The organism is Pseudomonas sp. GV085 (genome assembly GCF_003050925.1).
GTDB lineage: Bacteria > Pseudomonadota > Gammaproteobacteria > Pseudomonadales > Pseudomonadaceae > Aquipseudomonas.
The window spans coordinates 1-16,377 of record NZ_QAOV01000005.1; the positions used below are offsets into that span (position 1 = coordinate 1).

The window sequence follows — 16,377 nt, forward strand, 5'->3', positions numbered from 1 at the left end:
ACTTGCGCTTCAGATCTCTCGTCAGCGGGAGGCGAATTCTACAGCGTTACACGCTGCTGTCAACACCTCTTTTTCAACTCCCTTTTGGCTTCGATAACCTGAAGCAACCTGCTGCCGAAAACTGCGTAACTCATTGTTTACCAAGGAGTTTTCCGCTTCGACTGCGCCGGAAGTGGGGCGAATTATAGGCTTCTAAAATTCGCCGTCAACCCTTTATTTCAGCCTTATTCGGATTTGAGCGTAATACGCGCAAATGCCTTCTTCCCGGCCTGGCAAACATGGGTCGCGCCCAGTGCATATATAAAGGTGCGATCGACAACCTCACCGTCTATACGCACACCACCGGAACCCAGGAGATCCCGCGCCACCGCCGAGTTCTTAACCAGCCCTGCTTTATTAAGGACAGCAGCGATCGGCATATCCTCGACAGCAGTCAATTCGATTTCCGGCAGATCTTCCGGCAGCTCGCCATCTTTCATGCGGTTACCGGCAGCACGATGAGCACTGGCCGCAGCCTCCTCACCATGGAAACGCGCAACGATCTCTTCAGCCAGCTTGATCTTGATATCGCGCGGATTGGCACCCGCCTCTACATCAGCGCGGAACGCATTGATCTCATCCATGGAGCGGAAGCTGAGCAACTCGAAGTAGCGCCACATCAGCACATCCGGAATGGAAACCAGCTTGCCGTACATCACACCCGGCGCTTCCTGGATACCGACGTAGTTGCCCAGGGATTTGGACATTTTCTTAACGCCGTCCAGACCTTCAAGCAGCGGCATGGTCAAAATGCACTGGGCTTCCTGACCATAACCACGCTGCAGCTCACGCCCCATCAGCAAGTTGAACTTCTGATCAGTACCACCGAGCTCGACATCTGCGCGCAGAGCTACCGAGTCGTAACCCTGAACCAGCGGATAAAGGAACTCATGAATGGCGATTGGCTGATTGGTTGTGTAGCGCTTGTCGAAGTCATCGCGCTCGAGCATGCGAGCCACGGTGTACTGCGAAGTCAGGCGAATGAAGTCGGCCGGCCCCATCTGATCCATCCAGGTGGAGTTGAATGCCACTTCGGTCTTTGCCGGGTCCAGAATCTTGAAGACCTGAGTCTTGTAGGTCTCGGCATTCTCGAGGACCTGCTCACGAGTGAGCGGCGGGCGCGTGGCACTCTTACCGCTCGGATCGCCGATCATCCCGGTGAAGTCGCCTATAAGGAAGATCACCTGATGCCCCAGCTCCTGGAACTGGCGCAGCTTATTGATAAGCACGGTGTGACCCAAGTGCAGATCCGGAGCCGTTGGATCGAAGCCCGCCTTAATACGTAGCGGTTGGCCACGCTTGAGCTTTTCAATCAGCTCGGACTCGACCAACAGTTCTTCCGCACCACGTTTGATCAGCGCTAGCTGCTCTTCAACCGACTTCATAACAGACCCGCAAGGCTCAGATTCAAAGGGAACCAACCATACAAGATCGCGCGTCAAATACAAGGTTTGCCCGGCGCACGGACGCCAATCCGCAGACAGAGTGCCTGCGGACTTGCTTCAGAGATGATTTGGTTATATTTTATACAGTTATTTCATCTTCATCATGTCATTCATCTTTTCCAATTCATCTTTTTCAAAGTCAAAACCACTTATGACCACAGAATCGTCTAAAGCGCCGCCGCTTTACCCGAAGACCCACTTGCTTGCCGCAAGTGGCATCGCCGCCCTTCTCAGCCTGGCGCTTCTGGTATTCCCTTCCAGCGATGTCGAAGCCAAAAAGACAACCCTGAGTCTTGAACTGGAAAGTCCTGCTGAACAACTGACACAAGATCAAGACGCTGCTGACGCCGTTCAAGCCACAAATGAACCAGCAACCTCCCCCTTCGCGCAGATCGACAACAGCGCCGAAGACACCCAGGAAACCGCTCAAGCCGAACCTGCGCCTGCACCTGCACCTGCGCCGGTCGTCGAAGAAAAGAAGCCGGCCAGCCACAGGGAAGTGATCGTCACCAAGGGTGACACCCTCTCTACACTGTTCGAGAAGGTCGGCCTCCCAGCCACCTCGGTGCGTGAAATACTGGCCAGCGACAAGCAGGCCAAGCAGTTCAGCCAGCTCAAGCACGGGCAAAAACTCGAATTCGAACTGAGTCCTGACGGCCAGTTGACCAACCTGCACAGCAAGCTCAACGATCTCGAAAGCATCAGCCTGACCAGGAACGACAAGGGCTACACCTTCAATCGCATTACCGCCAAACCGATCGTGCGCTCGGCTTACGTTCATGGCGTGATCAACAGCTCACTGTCGCAGTCCGCGGCCCGAGCGGGCCTGTCTCACAGCCTGACCATGGACATGGCCAGTGTGTTTGGCTACGACGTGGACTTCGCCCAGGATATTCGCCAGGGCGACGAGTTCGACGTGATCTACGAGCAGAAGGTGGTCAACGGCAAGGCCGTCGGCACTGGCCCGATCCTGTCGGCGCGTTTCACCAACCGCGGCAAGACCTACACCGCCGTGCGCTACACCAACAAACAAGGCAACAGCAGCTACTACACCGCTGACGGCAACAGCATGCGCAAGGCGTTCATCCGCACACCGGTGGACTTCGCCCGTATCAGCTCGAAATTTTCCATGGGCCGCAAACACCCGATCCTGAACAAGATCCGCGCCCATAAAGGCGTCGACTACGCAGCACCGCGCGGCACGCCGATCAAGGCAGCCGGTGATGGCAAGGTCTTGCTGGCCGGTCGCCGTGGTGGCTACGGCAATACCGTGGTCCTCCAGCACGGCAATACCTACACTACGCTCTATGGCCACATGCAAGGCTTCGCCAAAGGCGTGAAGACTGGCGGCACGGTGAAACAGGGCCAGGTGATTGGCTATATCGGCACCACCGGTCTCTCCACCGGGCCGCACCTGCACTATGAGTTCCAGGTCAATGGTGTGCACGTCGACCCGTTGGGCCAGAAACTGCCAATGGCCGATCCGATTGCCAAGGCGGAACGCCCACGCTTCCTCGCCCAAAGCCAGCCACTGATGGCGCGCATGGAACAGGAAAAAGCCACTCTGCTGGCTTCGAGCAAGCGCTAAGTCATGGCGTTCTATATAGGTGTGATGTCCGGAACCAGCCTTGATGGCCTGGACATCGCACTGATCGAGCAAGCCCCGGCGATCCGACTGATCGCCTCCCACTACATCCCGATGCCCGATCCCCTGCGCGCCGAGCTGCTCGGCTTGTGCGCCAGCGGCCCGGACGAAATTGCCCGCTCCGCCATCGCCCAGCAGAGCTGGGTGAAACTGGCAGCCCAAGGGATTCATGCCCTTCTCGCTCAGCAGCAACTGAAGCCTGACGACATTCGTGCGATTGGCAGCCATGGCCAGACCATCCGCCACGAACCGGCACGCGGTTTTACCGTGCAGATTGGCAACCCGGCCCTGCTGGCGGAGCTGACCGGCATCACCGTGGTCAGCGACTTCCGCAGCCGCGACGTCGCTGCCGGCGGACAAGGCGCACCGCTGGTTCCCGCCTTTCACGAAGCCTTGTTTGAAGAGCGTCCCGGCAATCGTGCCGTGCTGAACATCGGTGGATTCAGCAACCTGAGCCTGATCGAACCCGGTAAGCCTGTTGCCGGTTTCGACTGCGGCCCGGGCAATGTCCTGCTGGACGCCTGGATTCATCAGCAACGTGGCGACAACTATGACCGCGACGGCCAATGGGCCGCCAGCGGCAAGGTTGAACCGGCTCTATTGAATGAGCTGCTCAGCGATCCGTTCTTCGTAACCAAAGGCCCGAAGAGTACCGGACGGGAAGTATTCAACCTGCCTTGGCTGACACAGCACCTGGCACAACTGCCAGCCTACGCCGCCGAAGATGTTCAGGCGACGCTGCTTGAGCTGACCGCGCTGACCATCATCGAATCACTGCAAAGCGCCCAGGCAGACACGCAGGAACTACTGGTCTGCGGCGGTGGCGCCCACAACACCGCGTTGATGAACCGCCTGGCAAGCCTACTGCCAAACGCCAGTGTCAGCAGCACTGCCACTTACGGCGTAGACCCCGACTGGGTCGAAGCCATGGCCTTCGCGTGGCTGGCTCATTGCTGCCTCGAAGGCATCGCAGCCAACCGTCCGAGCGTTACCGGTGCCCGCGGCTTGCGCGTACTGGGCGCCATCTACCCCGCATAAATCCTCCACACAGCAAAACGCCGCAAGACCCTGGGGTCGTGCGGCGTTCTGTGAAACAGGTGCGCTGATCAGATCGAAAACGAAGAACCGCAGCCACAGGTGGTGGTCGCATTCGGGTTCTTGATGACGAAACGCGAACCTTCCAGACCTTCCTGGTAGTCCACCTCGGCACCCGCCAGGTACTGGAAGCTCATCGGATCGACCACCAGACTCACACCTTCGCGCTCGACGATGGTGTCGTCATCGGCCACTTCTTCATCGAAGGTGAAGCCGTACTGAAAACCTGAACAACCGCCGCCCGTAACGAATACGCGCAGCTTCAAGCGATCATTCCCCTCTTCATCGACCAGGCTCTTCACCTTGTGCGCGGCACCGTGGGTGAATTGCAAAGCCGTGGGGGTGAAGGATTCGACGCTCATGCTGACTATCTCCCGGCGTAACGCCGTCATATTGCGTGATGACGCGCATTATCCGCTTCTCCTAGAAAAGCGGTCAACTATTGTTATGGTATATCAACCACTCCAATCGCCGGCCCGAAATGCAAAAAGGCCCGTCAGACGGGCCTTTTGCTGTACGCGATAAACCTTACGGCAGCATGCCTGCGTGGGACAGGCCCAGACGCTCATCCAGCCCGAACAGAATGTTCATGTTCTGCACGGCCTGACCCGACGCTCCCTTGACCAGGTTGTCGATCACCGACAACACAACCACCAGGTCGCCGTCTTGCGGACGATGCACCGCGATACGGCAAACATTGGCACCACGCACGCTACGCGTCTCCGGGTGGCTGCCGGCAGGCATCACATCGACGAACGGTTCGTTGGCATAACGCTTTTCAAACAGCGCCTGCAGATCCACCGAGCGATCAACAACGGTTGCATAGAGCGTGGAATGAATGCCACGAATCATCGGAGTCAGGTGCGGAACGAAGGTCAGGCCGACGTCCTTGCCTGCTGCACGACGCAGGCCCTGGCGGATTTCCGGCAAATGACGGTGCCCTTTGACCGCATAGGCCTTCATGCTTTCCGATGTCTCGGAGTACAGCGAGCCTACGGAAGCACCACGACCGGCGCCGCTGACACCGGATTTGCAGTCAGCAATCAGATGCGCAGTATCGGCAAGGCCGGCTTCGAGCAATGGCAGGAAACCCAATTGCGTTGCAGTCGGGTAGCAGCCCGGCACGGCAATCAGTCGCGCTTTCTTGATCTGCTCGCGATTGACTTCCGGCAAGCCATAGACCGCCTCATCCAGCAACTGCGGTGCACCGTGCGGCTGACCGTACCACTTGGCCCATTCATCCGCGTCTTGCAATCGGAAGTCGGCCGACAGGTCGATGACCTTGGTCCCGGCCGCCAGCAGTTCGCCCGCCAGGGCATGGGCAACACCGTGCGGTGTGGCGAAGAACACCACATCGCAGGCACCCAGGGTCTTGATGTCCGGAACGCTGAACGCCAGGCCGTCGTAGTGCCCTCGCAGGTTCGGGTACATGTCGGCCACGGCCAGGCCAGCCTCGGATCGGGAAGTGATGACAACCACCTCAGCCTGCGGATGTTGCGCCAACAGACGCAGCAGTTCGACACCAGTGTAACCCGTGCCGCCGACGATACCGACCTTGACCATAAACCTGCCCTCAACGAACCCACTGGAAAGCCGTCGATAATAGGGGCCGCGCGCGCCTGCGACAACCGCCAAGGTGACGTGCGGACGCTCAAGCCTCTATATTCCCAGTACCGTGAATTGGGGAATAACTAAAAATGCTCTATCTGTGGCTCAAAGCGCTTCACATCATCAGCGTCGTGTGCTGGTTTGCCGGCCTGTTCTACCTGCCACGACTGTTCGTTTATCACGCACAAAGTGAAGACACGATCAGCAAGGAACGCTTCAGCGTCATGGAACGCAAGCTGTACCGCGGCATCATGGGGCCAGCAATGATCGCTACGCTGATCTTCGGCGGCTGGTTGATCAGCCTCAACCCCAGCGCCTACTTCACTCAGGGTGGCTGGATGCACGCCAAGCTGACACTGGTGGTGATTCTGATCGGCTACCACCACATGTGTGGCGCGCAGGTAAAACGTTTTGCCCGTGGCGAGAACACCCGCAGCCATGTCTTTTATCGCTGGTTCAATGAAGTGCCGGTTCTGATATTGCTGGCTATCGTAATTCTGGTCGTCGTTCGACCGTTCTAAATCCAACAGGCACAACTCACCGGGGTACTTCCAATGTCGCTGCCCGCTCTGCTTGAACAACGTTTGCGTCTGCCCGTGGTGGTGGCGCCGATGTTCCTGATTTCCAATCCGCAATTGGTACTCGCCTGTTGTCGCCAGGGCGTGGTCGGCAGCTTCCCGGCGCTGAACCAGCGCGAAAGCAGCGGTTTCAAGGCCTGGCTGGAAGAAATCGAAGCCGGGCTGGCGACACTGGAAAACCCCGCGCCTTATGCCGTAAACCTGATCGTCCATAACAGCAATCCTCGTTTACAGGCGGATCTACAGATCTGCGTCGAACACAAAGTACCGATCGTGATCACCAGCCTCGGTGCCGTAAAAGAACTGGTCGACGCGGTGCACAGCTACGGCGGCCTGGTGTTCCATGACGTGACAACTCGTCGTCATGCCGAGAAAGCGGCCGAAGCCGGCGTGGATGGTTTGATCGCTGTGGCTGCCGGGGCCGGTGGCCACGCAGGGACCTGGAGCCCGTTCTCGCTGATTGCCGAAATCCGCCAGTTTTTCGACAAGACCTTGTTGCTGGCCGGCTGCTTGAACCACGGCCACGAAATTCTTGCCGCCCAACTGCTCGGCGCGGATTTGGCCTACTTTGGTACACGATTTATCGGCACAACCGAAAGTCACGCACCTGACGCCTACAAAGAAATGCTGCTGACATCCAAAGCGGCAGACATCATCCATACTCCAGCCGTATCAGGTGTCCCCGCGAGCTTCATGCGCCAGAGTCTGGAAGCAGCCGGTTTCGACATGGCCGCCTTGCAAGGCAAGGGCGAGATCAACTTCGGCTCCAAGCTCAAACCCGTGAGCGATGAGGCCAAAGCCTGGAAAACCGTTTGGTCTGCAGGCCAGGGAGTGGGAGAAATCGAGGACTTGCCGAGCGTCGAGCAGTTGATTGCACGTCTCGACTCGGAGTACCGCAAAGCCCTGGAACAGGCTGCCCAGTTGACCAAACGCTGGCCGAGCTGACAGCAAACCTTGGCCAGTCTTGCCCGGCTGGCCTTACTCTCGCCCGGGCACAACATTCTTCTTTCAACCTCTCGCGACAAGGATGCTTCGCACATGGGCGAAAATCATTTCAAGATCGTATTCGAGGGCGCCTTGCTGCCCGGTGTCGACATCACCACGGCAAAGCTCAATCTCGCTGAGTTGTTCAAAAGCGATGTCACGGCCATCGAGCGCCTGTTCACCGGGCGTCCGGTAGCGCTCAAACGCAACCTGTCGCAAGCCGATGCCCAGACCTATCTCCAGGCGCTGAGCAAAACCGGTATCGACGCCCGCATCGAAGCCGAGACGCCGATCGTGCTGAACCTCGCCGACGTTCACGACCACACCTCGGCCAGTAGCCAGGCTGCCCAGGCAGATCCGCAGTTCCCTTACGCGCCGCCTCGCGCCCCCGTCGGCGAAGCCGTGGCGGAATTCGCCACGCTCAAGCCATTCAGTTTCGATGGCCGTATCGGGCGCTTGCGTTACCTCGCCTGGACGCTGGTGCTGTCAACTGTGCTCCTGGCCGTTTGCGGGGTGTTTGCCTTAGTCGCCTTGGCTCTCATCGGCGCGAATTCGACCGCCGGCCTGATATTGGGCAGCTTGCTGGCCTTGATCCTCTTCGCCGGATTTGTATTCGTCAGCATCCAGATCACCGTTCAACGCTTGCACGATGTCGGCTGGTCCGGCTGGCTGTGGCTGCTGAACCTGGTGCCATTTGTTGGCAGTTTCTTTCCGTTCGTGATCATGGTCGTACCGGGCAACGACACTGCCAACCGCTACGGCCCGCCGCCTCCGCCGAACAGTACCGCGGTCAAGGTATTGTCTTCGCTGTGGCTGATCGTTATCGCGCTGGTTCTGTTCGGCTCGCTGGCCGGTGGTCTCACGGCGATACGGGAAGGATACGAAAACGCCGCGCAGAGCAGCTACGAAAGCAGTTCGGTCACCACCGATGAAATCGACGTCGAGGTCGAACCGGTGCCAAATTCCACCAACGATGCAGCCGAAGAGGCCCAGCCCCCTGTAGACTCTGCGAAAGAATGAACAGCGCTCCTGGCCCGTGACACCTGCGTCGCGGCGCGGAGCTGTTGCGATGGAGAACTGCATGACCCGTTACGCTCTGATCACTGGCGCCTCCAGCGGCATCGGCCTGGCAATGGCCGAAGCGCTGGCCCGGCGCGGCCGCAGCCTGATTCTGGTGGCCCGCCAACGTGATCAGCTGGAAAGTATTGCGATTGAACTGACCCAAAGGTTCGGCGTGGAAGTGTTGTTCCGTGCCTGTGACCTGGGCGAACCGCTACGCTTGTCCGGGTTCCTGCTGGAGCTGGAAGAAGGCGACAGGCAGATCGATCTGCTGGTCAACTGCGCCGGTATCGGCACCTGCGGCCCGTTTCTGGCCCAGGACTGGATGACCGAGCAAGACCTGATTGAAGTGAACATCCTCGCCCTTACCCGCCTGTGCCACGCCATCGGCAACAGCATGGCCCTGCAAGGCGGCGGGCAGATTCTGAATGTGGCCTCGGTGGCAGCGTTTCAGCCGGGGCCGTGGATGAGCACCTATTACGCCAGCAAGGCGTATGTGCTGCACTTTTCCGAAGGATTGCGCGTCGAGCTGAAAAAGTGTGCGATCAAGGTTTCGGTGCTCTGCCCCGGACCGACCCGCACGGCGTTTTTCCGTACCGCACAACTCGATAGCGACAAACTGGCCAACAGCAAACTGCTGATGAGCTCCGAGGAAGTGGCGCTCTACACCGTGCGCGCACTGGAAAAGAATAAAGCGATCATTATTCCCGGGCGGCGCAACCGCTGGTTCGTCTTCCTGCCGCGGCTCGGCTCGCGCTGGCTGACTCGCACCATCGCCGGCATGATCAACAAGGCGTACTGCCCGCGCTGATCCAACTCAAGGTAAAAGGCTGGGCGCAGGCATACGCCATGAGTACACTCAGCCCAGCCCAAACAACGGAGAAAACAGCTGTGGATACTCTGTTCACCAAGATTATCAACCGGGAAATCCCGGCGAAGATCATTTACGAGGACGACCAGGTACTGGCCTTCCACGACATTGCCCCACAGGCACCGGTACATTTTCTGGTGGTCCCGAAGAAACCGGTTCGCACCTTGAACGACCTGACCGAGGACGACAAGGCGCTGGCCGGGCATATTCTGTTCACCGCGCAGCGTCTGGCTCTGGAACTGGGCTGCGAAAAAGGTTTCCGCGTCGTCATGAACTGCAATGAAGAAGGCGGGCAAACCGTCTATCACATTCATATGCACGTGCTGGGTCAGCGCCAGATGCACTGGCCGCCGGGCTGAGCATAGGTTCTCAAAAGATCGCAGCCTTCGGCAGCTCCTATGTGTATCGCGAACCTCTGTAGGAGCTGCCGAAGGCTGCGATCTTTTGATCTTGACCCAGCGCAAACCTTCCCTGGCCGATTGGGTTAAACTGGCCGCCGAGATTCCTCCGGAGGTCAGCATGACTACCCAACGTCACTACTCGCCAATCGACCGCCTTCTGCTGCAAGCCGATGCCGCGATGCGCACCTTGCTGCCCTTCAGCGGCCAGCCGTACCGTCCGTCGCCCGCCATCGTGCAGCCGGATGCGAAAATGAGCGATGAAGACACGCGCCATGTTGCCGGCCTGATGCGCATCAACCACACCGGCGAAGTCTGCGCCCAGGCGCTGTATCAGGGGCAAGCGCTGACCGCCAAGCTGCCGCAAGTGCGTGCCGCGATGGAGCATGCCGCCGAAGAAGAGATCGATCACCTGGTCTGGTGCGAACAACGCATCCATCAACTGGGTAGCCACACCAGCATCCTCAATCCGCTGTTTTATGGCATGTCTTTCGGGATTGGCGCGGTGGCCGGCCTGATCAGCGATAAAGTCAGCCTGGGGTTCGTGGCGGCAACGGAAGACCAGGTGTGCAAACACCTGAACGAACATCTGGAGCAATTGCCGGCCGAGGATGAAAAATCCCGGGCGATTCTTGAGCAGATGCGCATCGATGAAGAACAGCATGCCGAAAGTGCGCTGGAGGCTGGCGGTTTCCGGTTTCCGGCACCGGTGAAATTCGGGATGAGCCTGATGGCCAAGGTGATGACCAAGAGTACTTATCGGATCTGATCTTTCGGTTGCCTGGCAGGGCCTCTTCGCGGGCAAGCCAACGCCCACAGTGAATGCATTCCGGCAATAAAAAAGGCGACTACCGTGAGGGAGTCGCCTTTTTTGTGTCCGAGAATCTTACGCCATATTGCGCGCGTAGAAGATTTCGAGCATTTCGTGTTTCACCCGCTCGGTCACCTGGGCGCGTTGCTCAGAGGACAAGTTGCTGGTGGCGTCGCCGAACAGGTAGTTATCCAGTTCGAAGTTCTTCAGCAGCATCTTGGTGTGGAACAGGTTTTCCTGGTACACGTTCACGTCGGTCATCTGGTACGCGTCGTAAGTGTCTTCGGAGAGGTAGTTCTGGATCGAATTGATCTCATGGTCGATGAAGTGCTTTTTGCCTTCAACGTCACGGGTGAAGCCGCGCACACGGTAATCCACAGTCACGATGTCCGAATCGAACTGGTGAATCAGGAAGTTGAGCGCTTTAAGCGGTGAAATGACCCCGCAAGTCGATACGTCGATGTCCACACGGAAGGTTGCAATACCGCTGACCGGATGGATTTCCGGGTAGGTGTGCACCGTGATGTGGCTCTTGTCGAGGTGAGCAAGAATGATTTCAGGCAGCGGGCCCGGGGATTCTTCGATCTGACTGTCGGTCGGGGTTACCGGCTCTTCCGAGATCAGGATCGTGACGCTGGCGCCCTGCGGCTCATAGTCCTGACTGGCAATGTTCAGGATGTTGGCACCAATGATATCGACAACTTCCGTGAGGATCTGCGTCAGGCGTTTCGCGTTGTACTCTTTATTGATGTACTCGACGTAAGCCTGTTGGTCTTGCGGGGTTTCCGCGTAGCAGATGTCATAGATGTTGAAGCTCAAGGTCTTTGTCAGGTTATTGAACCCGTGGAGCTTGAGTTTGCTTTTCACCGTTAAAAACTCTCTATGTGTTTGCGGCCCGGCCGCGTGATCAAGCATGCCCGTCAAATGCGAACAACGCACCTGCGTAGGACGGTTAACACCTCTTCGCGATGGCGATTTTGGTTGTCTGCTCGGGTGCGAGGCCTGTCGGCTGACGGGCCACTACCCTGAAAAAAGTGGCGCATTATGCAGACGTCAGCTTGTGTTCGCCAGAGTCTGCACTGCTTTTATGATAGTTGAATGTCGATTCAACCGAGTTCGATGATCTCGTAGTCGTGGGTAATTGCCACGCCTGCCGCGCCGAGCATGATCGAGGCCGAGCAATACTTCTCGGCAGACAATTCGATGGCGCGCTTGACCTGGGCTTCTTTCAGCCCACGGCCCTTGACCACGAAGTGCATGTGGATCCTGGTGAAAACCTTTGGATCTTCGGTCGCACGCTCGGCTTCAAGGAAAGCTTCACAGCTTTCGACCGCCTGGCGGGACTTCTTGAGGATACTGACCACATCGAAATTGCTGCAACCGCCGACACCCAGCAGCAGCATTTCCATCGGCCGGACACCCAGGTTACGTCCGCCGGCATCGGGCGGACCGTCCATGACCACGACATGACCGCTACCGGATTCGCCGAGGAACATGGCTTCGCCAGCCCATTGGATGCGTGCCTTCATCGCCAAGACTCCACTGTATAAAAAAGGGTCGCCAGCTTAGCACAGGCCCTGTGATTGACGGCGCCCGGCGTCTTAGGACATATCCCACTGCCTTGTAGGTAAATGCTCGAATATTGCAGGAAGTGTCTGTTAAGCTGACGCCAATTCAATGGCGCATTGCCAGCTTTTCCCCAGCGTTCGCTATTCATAAAAAACCAAACACACCGTGCAGTCTTTTCGGGATACAACCATGGTTGCGATTGCCCCCAACCCCAAGATCAAGAACCTCGACAAGCTGTTGATGCATTGCCAGCGCCGCCGTTATCAGGCCAAGAGCAGCATCATTTGTGCCGGCGACCGCTCGGAAACGCTGTTCTTCATCATCAAAGGCTCAGTCACCATCCTGATCGAAGATGACGACGGCCGGGAAATGATCATTTCCTATCTGAACGCCGGAGACTTTTTCGGCGAGTTGGGCCTGTTTGAGCAAGCCGGCCTGGAGCAGGAGCGCAGCGCCTGGGTGCGGGCCAAGGTTGAATGCGAAGTCGCGGAAATCAGCTACGCAAAATTCCGCGAGTTATCTCTGCTGGATCCGGAAATTCTTTACGTCCTCAGCGGACAAATCGCACAGCGCCTGCGCAACACCACGCGCAAGGTCGGTGACCTGGCATTTTTTGACGTGACCGGCCGCGTTGCCCGCTGCCTGCTGGAGCTGTGCAAACAGCCAGACGCCATGACTCACCCCGATGGCATGCAAATCAAGGTGACCCGTCAGGAAATCGGGCGGATAGTCGGTTGTTCCCGGGAGATGGTCGGTCGCGTCCTCAAGGATCTGGAAGAACGCGAACTGGTGAACGTCAAAGGCAAGACCATGGTGGTTTTCGGTACGCGATAAGCTCGAAAACCTAGCCGCTGAACATCTGCGCCAGCATCAGCCGGTAGAGTTCGTCGAGGCGCGCCAGTGCATCGGGTGCGGCGAACTTCTCATGCAGCGCGATGTGGCTTTCGGCGCGTACTCGTTGTTCCAGACCGCAGGCCTCGTTGAAACGATTGACCGCGGCGACCATTGACGCTCGCTCGTTATCGATCAGCATGGCTCCGTGCACCAGTCCTACCGGACGCTGCCCACCCTGACTCTGGCGCCAGCGCTGGGCGGTGCCGACCATCTTGCGACCATCGAGGTTGACGTTGAAGCGACCGTCACAGAAAGCGCCTTCGATTTCACCCAGGGACGAAGTGCCACCCAACTCATCCAGCAACCGACAGATTGGATCGCATAGACGCCGGTAGCCGGATTCGATGCGGTTAAGGTCACCTTCGCTGCGCGGCGGTGCATAGACCAGAGCGATGTTGATCGTGGTGTCGGATTGCGGAACGGGCTCTCCGCCGGTATCGCGCAACAACACTGGCCAGCCTGCCGCTGCCGAGATTTCACATGCGGATTCAAAGCCTGGCAAGCGATTCAAGCGACGCGGCATCACTAATGCCTGGTCACTCGGTTGCCAGAACAACAGACCGAAGTCCGCGTTGCCGGCACAGACCGAGGCCAACAGATCCTGTTCGGCTTGCAGGCCGGCTTCGATAGTCAGGGAAACAGGTGAGATCATAAGGTCTTCCATAGGACGGTCAGTCTGTGGTGCATCTTATGCTGCCATCGCGAGCAGGTCGGATCGCCGCACCGTCGCTCCCACATTGGATCTTTGGCATTAGCCAATTCCTTGTGGGAGCGAGCCTGCTCGGATGGGGTCGATTCGGTCTGCAAATAATCAGTCGAGTGTAGAGCCGCTGACAGGCACACCGCGCTCAGGGAAAAACAGACGCTGCAACTCGGTACCCGGGCTTTCGGCGCGCATGAACGCTTCGCCGACCAGGAACGCGTAGACATCGCTGATTTCCATCAGTTCGACATCGGCGCGGTTGAGAATGCCGCTCTCGGTGATGACCAGACGATCGCGAGGAATACGCGGCAACAGGTCGAGGGTGGTTTCCAGGCTGACATCGAAGGTATGCAGGTTGCGGTTGTTCACACCAACCAGCGGAGTGTCGAGGGTTTTCAAGGCCCGCTCCAGCTCGTCGCCGTCGTGGACTTCCACCAGTACATCGAGGTTGACGCTTTTGGCCACGGCTGCCAGTTCGGCCATTTTCACGTCATCCAGCGCGGAAACGATCAACAGCACACAATCGGCACCCAGGGCCCGGGCCTCGACGATCTGGTACGGATCGATCATGAAGTCCTTGCGGATCACCGGCAGCTGGCACGCCGCGCGGGCCTGCTGCAGGTAGGCGTCAGCGCCCTGGAAATAATCGATATCGGTGAGTACCGACAGACAGGTCGCGCCGCCCTTCTCGTAGCTTCTGGCGATGTCGGCGGGAACGAAGTTCTCGCGGATCACACCTTTGCTCGGCGAGGCTTTCTTGATTTCGGCAATGACTGCCGGTTGCTTCAGCTTGGCCTGAGCCAGCAAGGCCTTGGCAAAACCACGGGGTGCATCGGCCGTCTTGGCCAGGCTTTCCAGCTCAGCGAGGCTGACGCGAGCGCTGCGCTCGGCGACTTCCTCGACTTTGCGCGCCAGAATCTTTTCCAGAACCGTCGGTACACTCATCCCTCATTCTCCACTTTGAATACCGCGGTGAACGCACCCAGTTCCTCGAGCTTCTCTCGAGCTAGACCGGTGTGCAGCGCATCGTGCGCAAGTGCAACGCCCTCTTTCAAACTGCTGGCATGGTCGGCTGCGTACAGCGCGGCACCGGCATTGAGCATGATCATCTCGGCCGCTTTCTGACCGTTCTCAGTCTTGCGCTTGCCCAGGGCATCGCGAATCAGCTCCAGGGACGCCGCCGGGCTATCCACCGCCAGGCCATGCAGGCTCTGGCTCTTCATGCCAAGGTCTTCCGGCTCGACCCAATACTCGGTGATCTGGCCATTCTTCAGCTCAGCGACAAACGTCGGCGCAGCCAGGCTGAACTCGTCCAGACCATCCTTCGAATGCACCACCAGCACGTGCTTGCTGCCCAAACGCTGCAGCACTTCCGCCAACGGCCGGCACAGGGCCTGGGTGAATACGCCGACCACCTGATGCTTCACACCGGCCGGATTCGTAAGCGGACCGAGCATGTTGAACAAGGTCCGCAGACCCAGTTCACGGCGCGGGCTGGCGGCGTATTTCATCGCAGAGTGATGAGTCTGGGCAAACATGAAACCAATACCAACGTTGTCAATGCAACGCGCCACTTGCACTGGGGTCAGGTTCAGGTAGATACCGGCCGCCTCCAGCAGATCAGCACTGCCGCTCTTGCCCGAGACTGCACGGTTGCCATGCTTGGCCACGGTGCAGCCAGCAGCGGAAACCACGAACGCAGCAGCGGTCGACACGTTGAAGATATTCGCACCGTCACCGCCGGTGCCCACCACATCGACCACACCGTCGAGGGTCTTGAGCTCGACCTTGTCCGCCAGCTCACGCATCACCGACACCGCGCCGACGATTTCGTCGATGCTTTCGCTCTTCATGCGCATGGCCATCATGAACGCGCCAATCTGCGCGTCCGAGCATTGCCCGGTCATGATTTCGCGCATGACATCGCGCATTTCATCGGTGCTGAGGTCGAGGTGATCGACGATACGGCCCAGGGCTGTCTTGATGTTCATGATAAGTCCTTAGCGCGTGCCGCCGGTTTGTTTGAGGAAGTTGGCGAACAGTTCGTGGCCCTGTTCGGTGAGGATCGACTCAGGGTGAAACTGCACGCCTTCGATGTTCAGAGTCTTGTGACGCAGGCCCATGATCTCGTCGACCGAGCCGTCTTCGAGCTGGGTCCAGGCGGTCAGCTCCAGACAATCGGGCAGGGTTTCGCGCTTGACGATCAATGAATGATAGCGGGTCACCGTCAGCGGACGATTCAAGCCTTCGAATACACCCTTGTCCTCGTGAAATACCGGGCTAGTCTTACCGTGCATCACTTGGCGGGCGCGCACCACATCACCGCCAAAGGCCTGGCCGATGGATTGGTGACCGAGGCAGACGCCAAGAATCGGCAGTTTGCCGGCGAAATGCTTGATCGCTTCAATCGAGATGCCGGCTTCGGTCGGGGTGCAAGGACCGGGGGACACAACAATGCGCTCTGGGTTGAGGGCTTCGATTTCAGCGATGGTCAGTTCATCGTTGCGCACGACTTTGACCAGGGAGCCGAGCTCGCCCAGGTACTGCACAACGTTGTAGGTAAAGGAGTCGTAGTTATCGATCATCAGCAACATGGCGTATAGAACCTCTTGAATTCACTGACTTTAAAGATGGCCTTCGAATGATTTACCCGCAGAGCGCTGCGCTTTGTCAGGTGC

At 58.2% G+C, this 16,377-nt stretch carries 18 protein-coding genes; 9 read left to right on the forward strand and 9 right to left on the reverse strand.

Annotated features, from left to right (window positions below):
• Positions 1-224: 224 nt before the first annotated feature.
• Positions 225-1,424: a tyrosine--tRNA ligase gene (gene tyrS / locus C8K63_RS11775; RefSeq protein WP_108216876.1), complete on the reverse strand. Its 1,200-nt coding sequence runs from the start codon at positions 1,422-1,424 to the stop codon at positions 225-227.
• A gap of 211 nt (positions 1,425-1,635) precedes the next feature.
• Between tyrS and C8K63_RS11780 the strand changes: the two genes are divergently transcribed.
• Both C8K63_RS11780 and C8K63_RS11785 read left to right on the forward strand, forming a co-directional pair.
• Positions 1,636-3,072, forward strand: coding sequence for a peptidoglycan DD-metalloendopeptidase family protein (locus tag C8K63_RS11780; RefSeq protein ID WP_108217244.1), 1,437 nt, complete (start codon positions 1,636-1,638; stop codon positions 3,070-3,072).
• A 3-nt stretch (positions 3,073-3,075) separates the two neighbouring features.
• The gene (locus tag C8K63_RS11785; protein ID WP_108216877.1) at positions 3,076-4,167 is read left to right on the forward strand and encodes an anhydro-N-acetylmuramic acid kinase; all 1,092 of its coding nucleotides are present in this window, start codon (positions 3,076-3,078) and stop codon (positions 4,165-4,167) included.
• Between the two features lie 68 nt (positions 4,168-4,235).
• On the opposite strand, the gene erpA is transcribed toward C8K63_RS11785, so the two are convergent.
• A complete protein-coding gene (gene erpA / locus C8K63_RS11790; protein WP_007906865.1) occupies positions 4,236-4,586 on the reverse strand; it encodes an iron-sulfur cluster insertion protein ErpA in 351 nt (116 codons plus the stop codon).
• 166 nt (positions 4,587-4,752) lie between these two features.
• A complete protein-coding gene (gene argC / locus C8K63_RS11795) occupies positions 4,753-5,787 on the reverse strand; it encodes an N-acetyl-gamma-glutamyl-phosphate reductase (RefSeq protein WP_108216878.1) in 1,035 nt (344 codons plus the stop codon).
• A gap of 134 nt (positions 5,788-5,921) precedes the next feature.
• Between argC and hemJ the strand changes: the two genes are divergently transcribed.
• The 6 genes from hemJ (at position 5,922) to coq7 (ending at position 10,491) form a co-directional block, all read left to right on the forward strand.
• On the forward strand, positions 5,922-6,353 hold the full coding sequence (gene hemJ / locus C8K63_RS11800) for a protoporphyrinogen oxidase HemJ (protein WP_108216879.1): 432 nt from the start codon (positions 5,922-5,924) through the stop codon (positions 6,351-6,353).
• 33 nt (positions 6,354-6,386) lie between these two features.
• Positions 6,387-7,355, forward strand: coding sequence for a nitronate monooxygenase family protein (locus tag C8K63_RS11805; protein WP_108216880.1), 969 nt, complete (start codon positions 6,387-6,389; stop codon positions 7,353-7,355).
• 93 nt (positions 7,356-7,448) lie between these two features.
• Positions 7,449-8,414, forward strand: coding sequence for a DUF805 domain-containing protein (locus tag C8K63_RS11810; RefSeq protein ID WP_108216881.1), 966 nt, complete (start codon positions 7,449-7,451; stop codon positions 8,412-8,414).
• A 61-nt stretch (positions 8,415-8,475) separates the two neighbouring features.
• Positions 8,476-9,264, forward strand: a complete 789-nt coding sequence (locus C8K63_RS11815) for an SDR family oxidoreductase (RefSeq protein WP_108216882.1) — start codon at positions 8,476-8,478, stop codon at positions 9,262-9,264.
• An 80-nt stretch (positions 9,265-9,344) separates the two neighbouring features.
• A complete protein-coding gene (locus C8K63_RS11820) occupies positions 9,345-9,683 on the forward strand; it encodes a histidine triad nucleotide-binding protein (protein WP_007986008.1) in 339 nt (112 codons plus the stop codon).
• A gap of 160 nt (positions 9,684-9,843) precedes the next feature.
• Positions 9,844-10,491 (forward strand): 2-polyprenyl-3-methyl-6-methoxy-1,4-benzoquinone monooxygenase, encoded by a 648-nt coding sequence (coq7, locus tag C8K63_RS11825; protein WP_096515638.1) that lies wholly within the window; start codon positions 9,844-9,846, stop codon positions 10,489-10,491.
• A 117-nt stretch (positions 10,492-10,608) separates the two neighbouring features.
• Here the strand turns inward: coq7 and speD are convergent, their stop codons facing one another.
• Both speD and C8K63_RS11835 read right to left on the reverse strand, forming a co-directional pair.
• A complete protein-coding gene (gene speD, locus C8K63_RS11830; protein WP_057396317.1) occupies positions 10,609-11,400 on the reverse strand; it encodes an adenosylmethionine decarboxylase in 792 nt (263 codons plus the stop codon).
• A 239-nt stretch (positions 11,401-11,639) separates the two neighbouring features.
• A complete protein-coding gene (locus C8K63_RS11835; RefSeq protein WP_007994936.1) occupies positions 11,640-12,062 on the reverse strand; it encodes an OsmC family protein in 423 nt (140 codons plus the stop codon).
• Positions 12,063-12,291: 229 nt separating this feature from the next.
• On the opposite strand from C8K63_RS11835, the gene crp reads away from it, so the two are divergent.
• Entirely contained in the window at positions 12,292-12,936 is a 645-nt protein-coding gene (gene crp, locus C8K63_RS11840; RefSeq protein WP_108216883.1) for a cAMP-activated global transcriptional regulator CRP, read from the forward strand.
• A gap of 10 nt (positions 12,937-12,946) precedes the next feature.
• Here crp and C8K63_RS11845 read toward each other — a convergent pair whose 3' ends face one another.
• The 4 genes from C8K63_RS11845 to C8K63_RS11860 form a co-directional block, all read right to left on the reverse strand.
• A complete protein-coding gene (locus tag C8K63_RS11845) occupies positions 12,947-13,648 on the reverse strand; it encodes a lipoate--protein ligase family protein (protein ID WP_108216884.1) in 702 nt (233 codons plus the stop codon).
• Positions 13,649-13,807: 159 nt separating this feature from the next.
• On the reverse strand, positions 13,808-14,644 hold the full coding sequence (trpC, locus tag C8K63_RS11850; protein WP_108216885.1) for an indole-3-glycerol phosphate synthase TrpC: 837 nt from the start codon (positions 14,642-14,644) through the stop codon (positions 13,808-13,810).
• A complete protein-coding gene (gene trpD, locus C8K63_RS11855; protein ID WP_108216886.1) occupies positions 14,641-15,690 on the reverse strand; it encodes an anthranilate phosphoribosyltransferase in 1,050 nt (349 codons plus the stop codon). The genes trpC and trpD overlap by 4 nt, the downstream gene beginning before the upstream one ends.
• A gap of 9 nt (positions 15,691-15,699) precedes the next feature.
• The gene (locus C8K63_RS11860) at positions 15,700-16,293 is read right to left on the reverse strand and encodes an aminodeoxychorismate/anthranilate synthase component II (protein ID WP_108216887.1); all 594 of its coding nucleotides are present in this window, start codon (positions 16,291-16,293) and stop codon (positions 15,700-15,702) included.
• Positions 16,294-16,377: the final 84 nt, after the last annotated feature.

Bases quoted from the DNA above. Each gene is read 5' to 3' on its own strand.
- tyrS (WP_108216876.1), bottom strand. From the start codon at position 1,424: ATGAAGTCGGTTGAAGAGCAGCTAGCGCTGATCAAACGTGGTGCGGAA.
- C8K63_RS11780 (WP_108217244.1), top strand. From the start codon at position 1,636: ATGACCACAGAATCGTCTAAAGCGCCGCCGCTTTACCCGAAGACCCAC.
- C8K63_RS11785 (WP_108216877.1), top strand. From the start codon at position 3,076: ATGGCGTTCTATATAGGTGTGATGTCCGGAACCAGCCTTGATGGCCTG.
- erpA (WP_007906865.1), bottom strand. From the start codon at position 4,586: ATGAGCGTCGAATCCTTCACCCCCACGGCTTTGCAATTCACCCACGGT.
- argC (WP_108216878.1), bottom strand. From the start codon at position 5,787: ATGGTCAAGGTCGGTATCGTCGGCGGCACGGGTTACACTGGTGTCGAA.
- hemJ (WP_108216879.1), top strand. From the start codon at position 5,922: ATGCTCTATCTGTGGCTCAAAGCGCTTCACATCATCAGCGTCGTGTGC.
- C8K63_RS11805 (WP_108216880.1), top strand. From the start codon at position 6,387: ATGTCGCTGCCCGCTCTGCTTGAACAACGTTTGCGTCTGCCCGTGGTG.
- C8K63_RS11810 (WP_108216881.1), top strand. From the start codon at position 7,449: ATGGGCGAAAATCATTTCAAGATCGTATTCGAGGGCGCCTTGCTGCCC.
- C8K63_RS11815 (WP_108216882.1), top strand. From the start codon at position 8,476: ATGACCCGTTACGCTCTGATCACTGGCGCCTCCAGCGGCATCGGCCTG.
- coq7 (WP_096515638.1), top strand. From the start codon at position 9,844: ATGACTACCCAACGTCACTACTCGCCAATCGACCGCCTTCTGCTGCAA.
- C8K63_RS11835 (WP_007994936.1), bottom strand. From the start codon at position 12,062: ATGAAGGCACGCATCCAATGGGCTGGCGAAGCCATGTTCCTCGGCGAA.
- crp (WP_108216883.1), top strand. From the start codon at position 12,292: ATGGTTGCGATTGCCCCCAACCCCAAGATCAAGAACCTCGACAAGCTG.
- C8K63_RS11845 (WP_108216884.1), bottom strand. From the start codon at position 13,648: ATGATCTCACCTGTTTCCCTGACTATCGAAGCCGGCCTGCAAGCCGAA.
- trpC (WP_108216885.1), bottom strand. From the start codon at position 14,644: ATGAGTGTACCGACGGTTCTGGAAAAGATTCTGGCGCGCAAAGTCGAG.
- trpD (WP_108216886.1), bottom strand. From the start codon at position 15,690: ATGAACATCAAGACAGCCCTGGGCCGTATCGTCGATCACCTCGACCTC.
- C8K63_RS11860 (WP_108216887.1), bottom strand. From the start codon at position 16,293: ATGTTGCTGATGATCGATAACTACGACTCCTTTACCTACAACGTTGTG.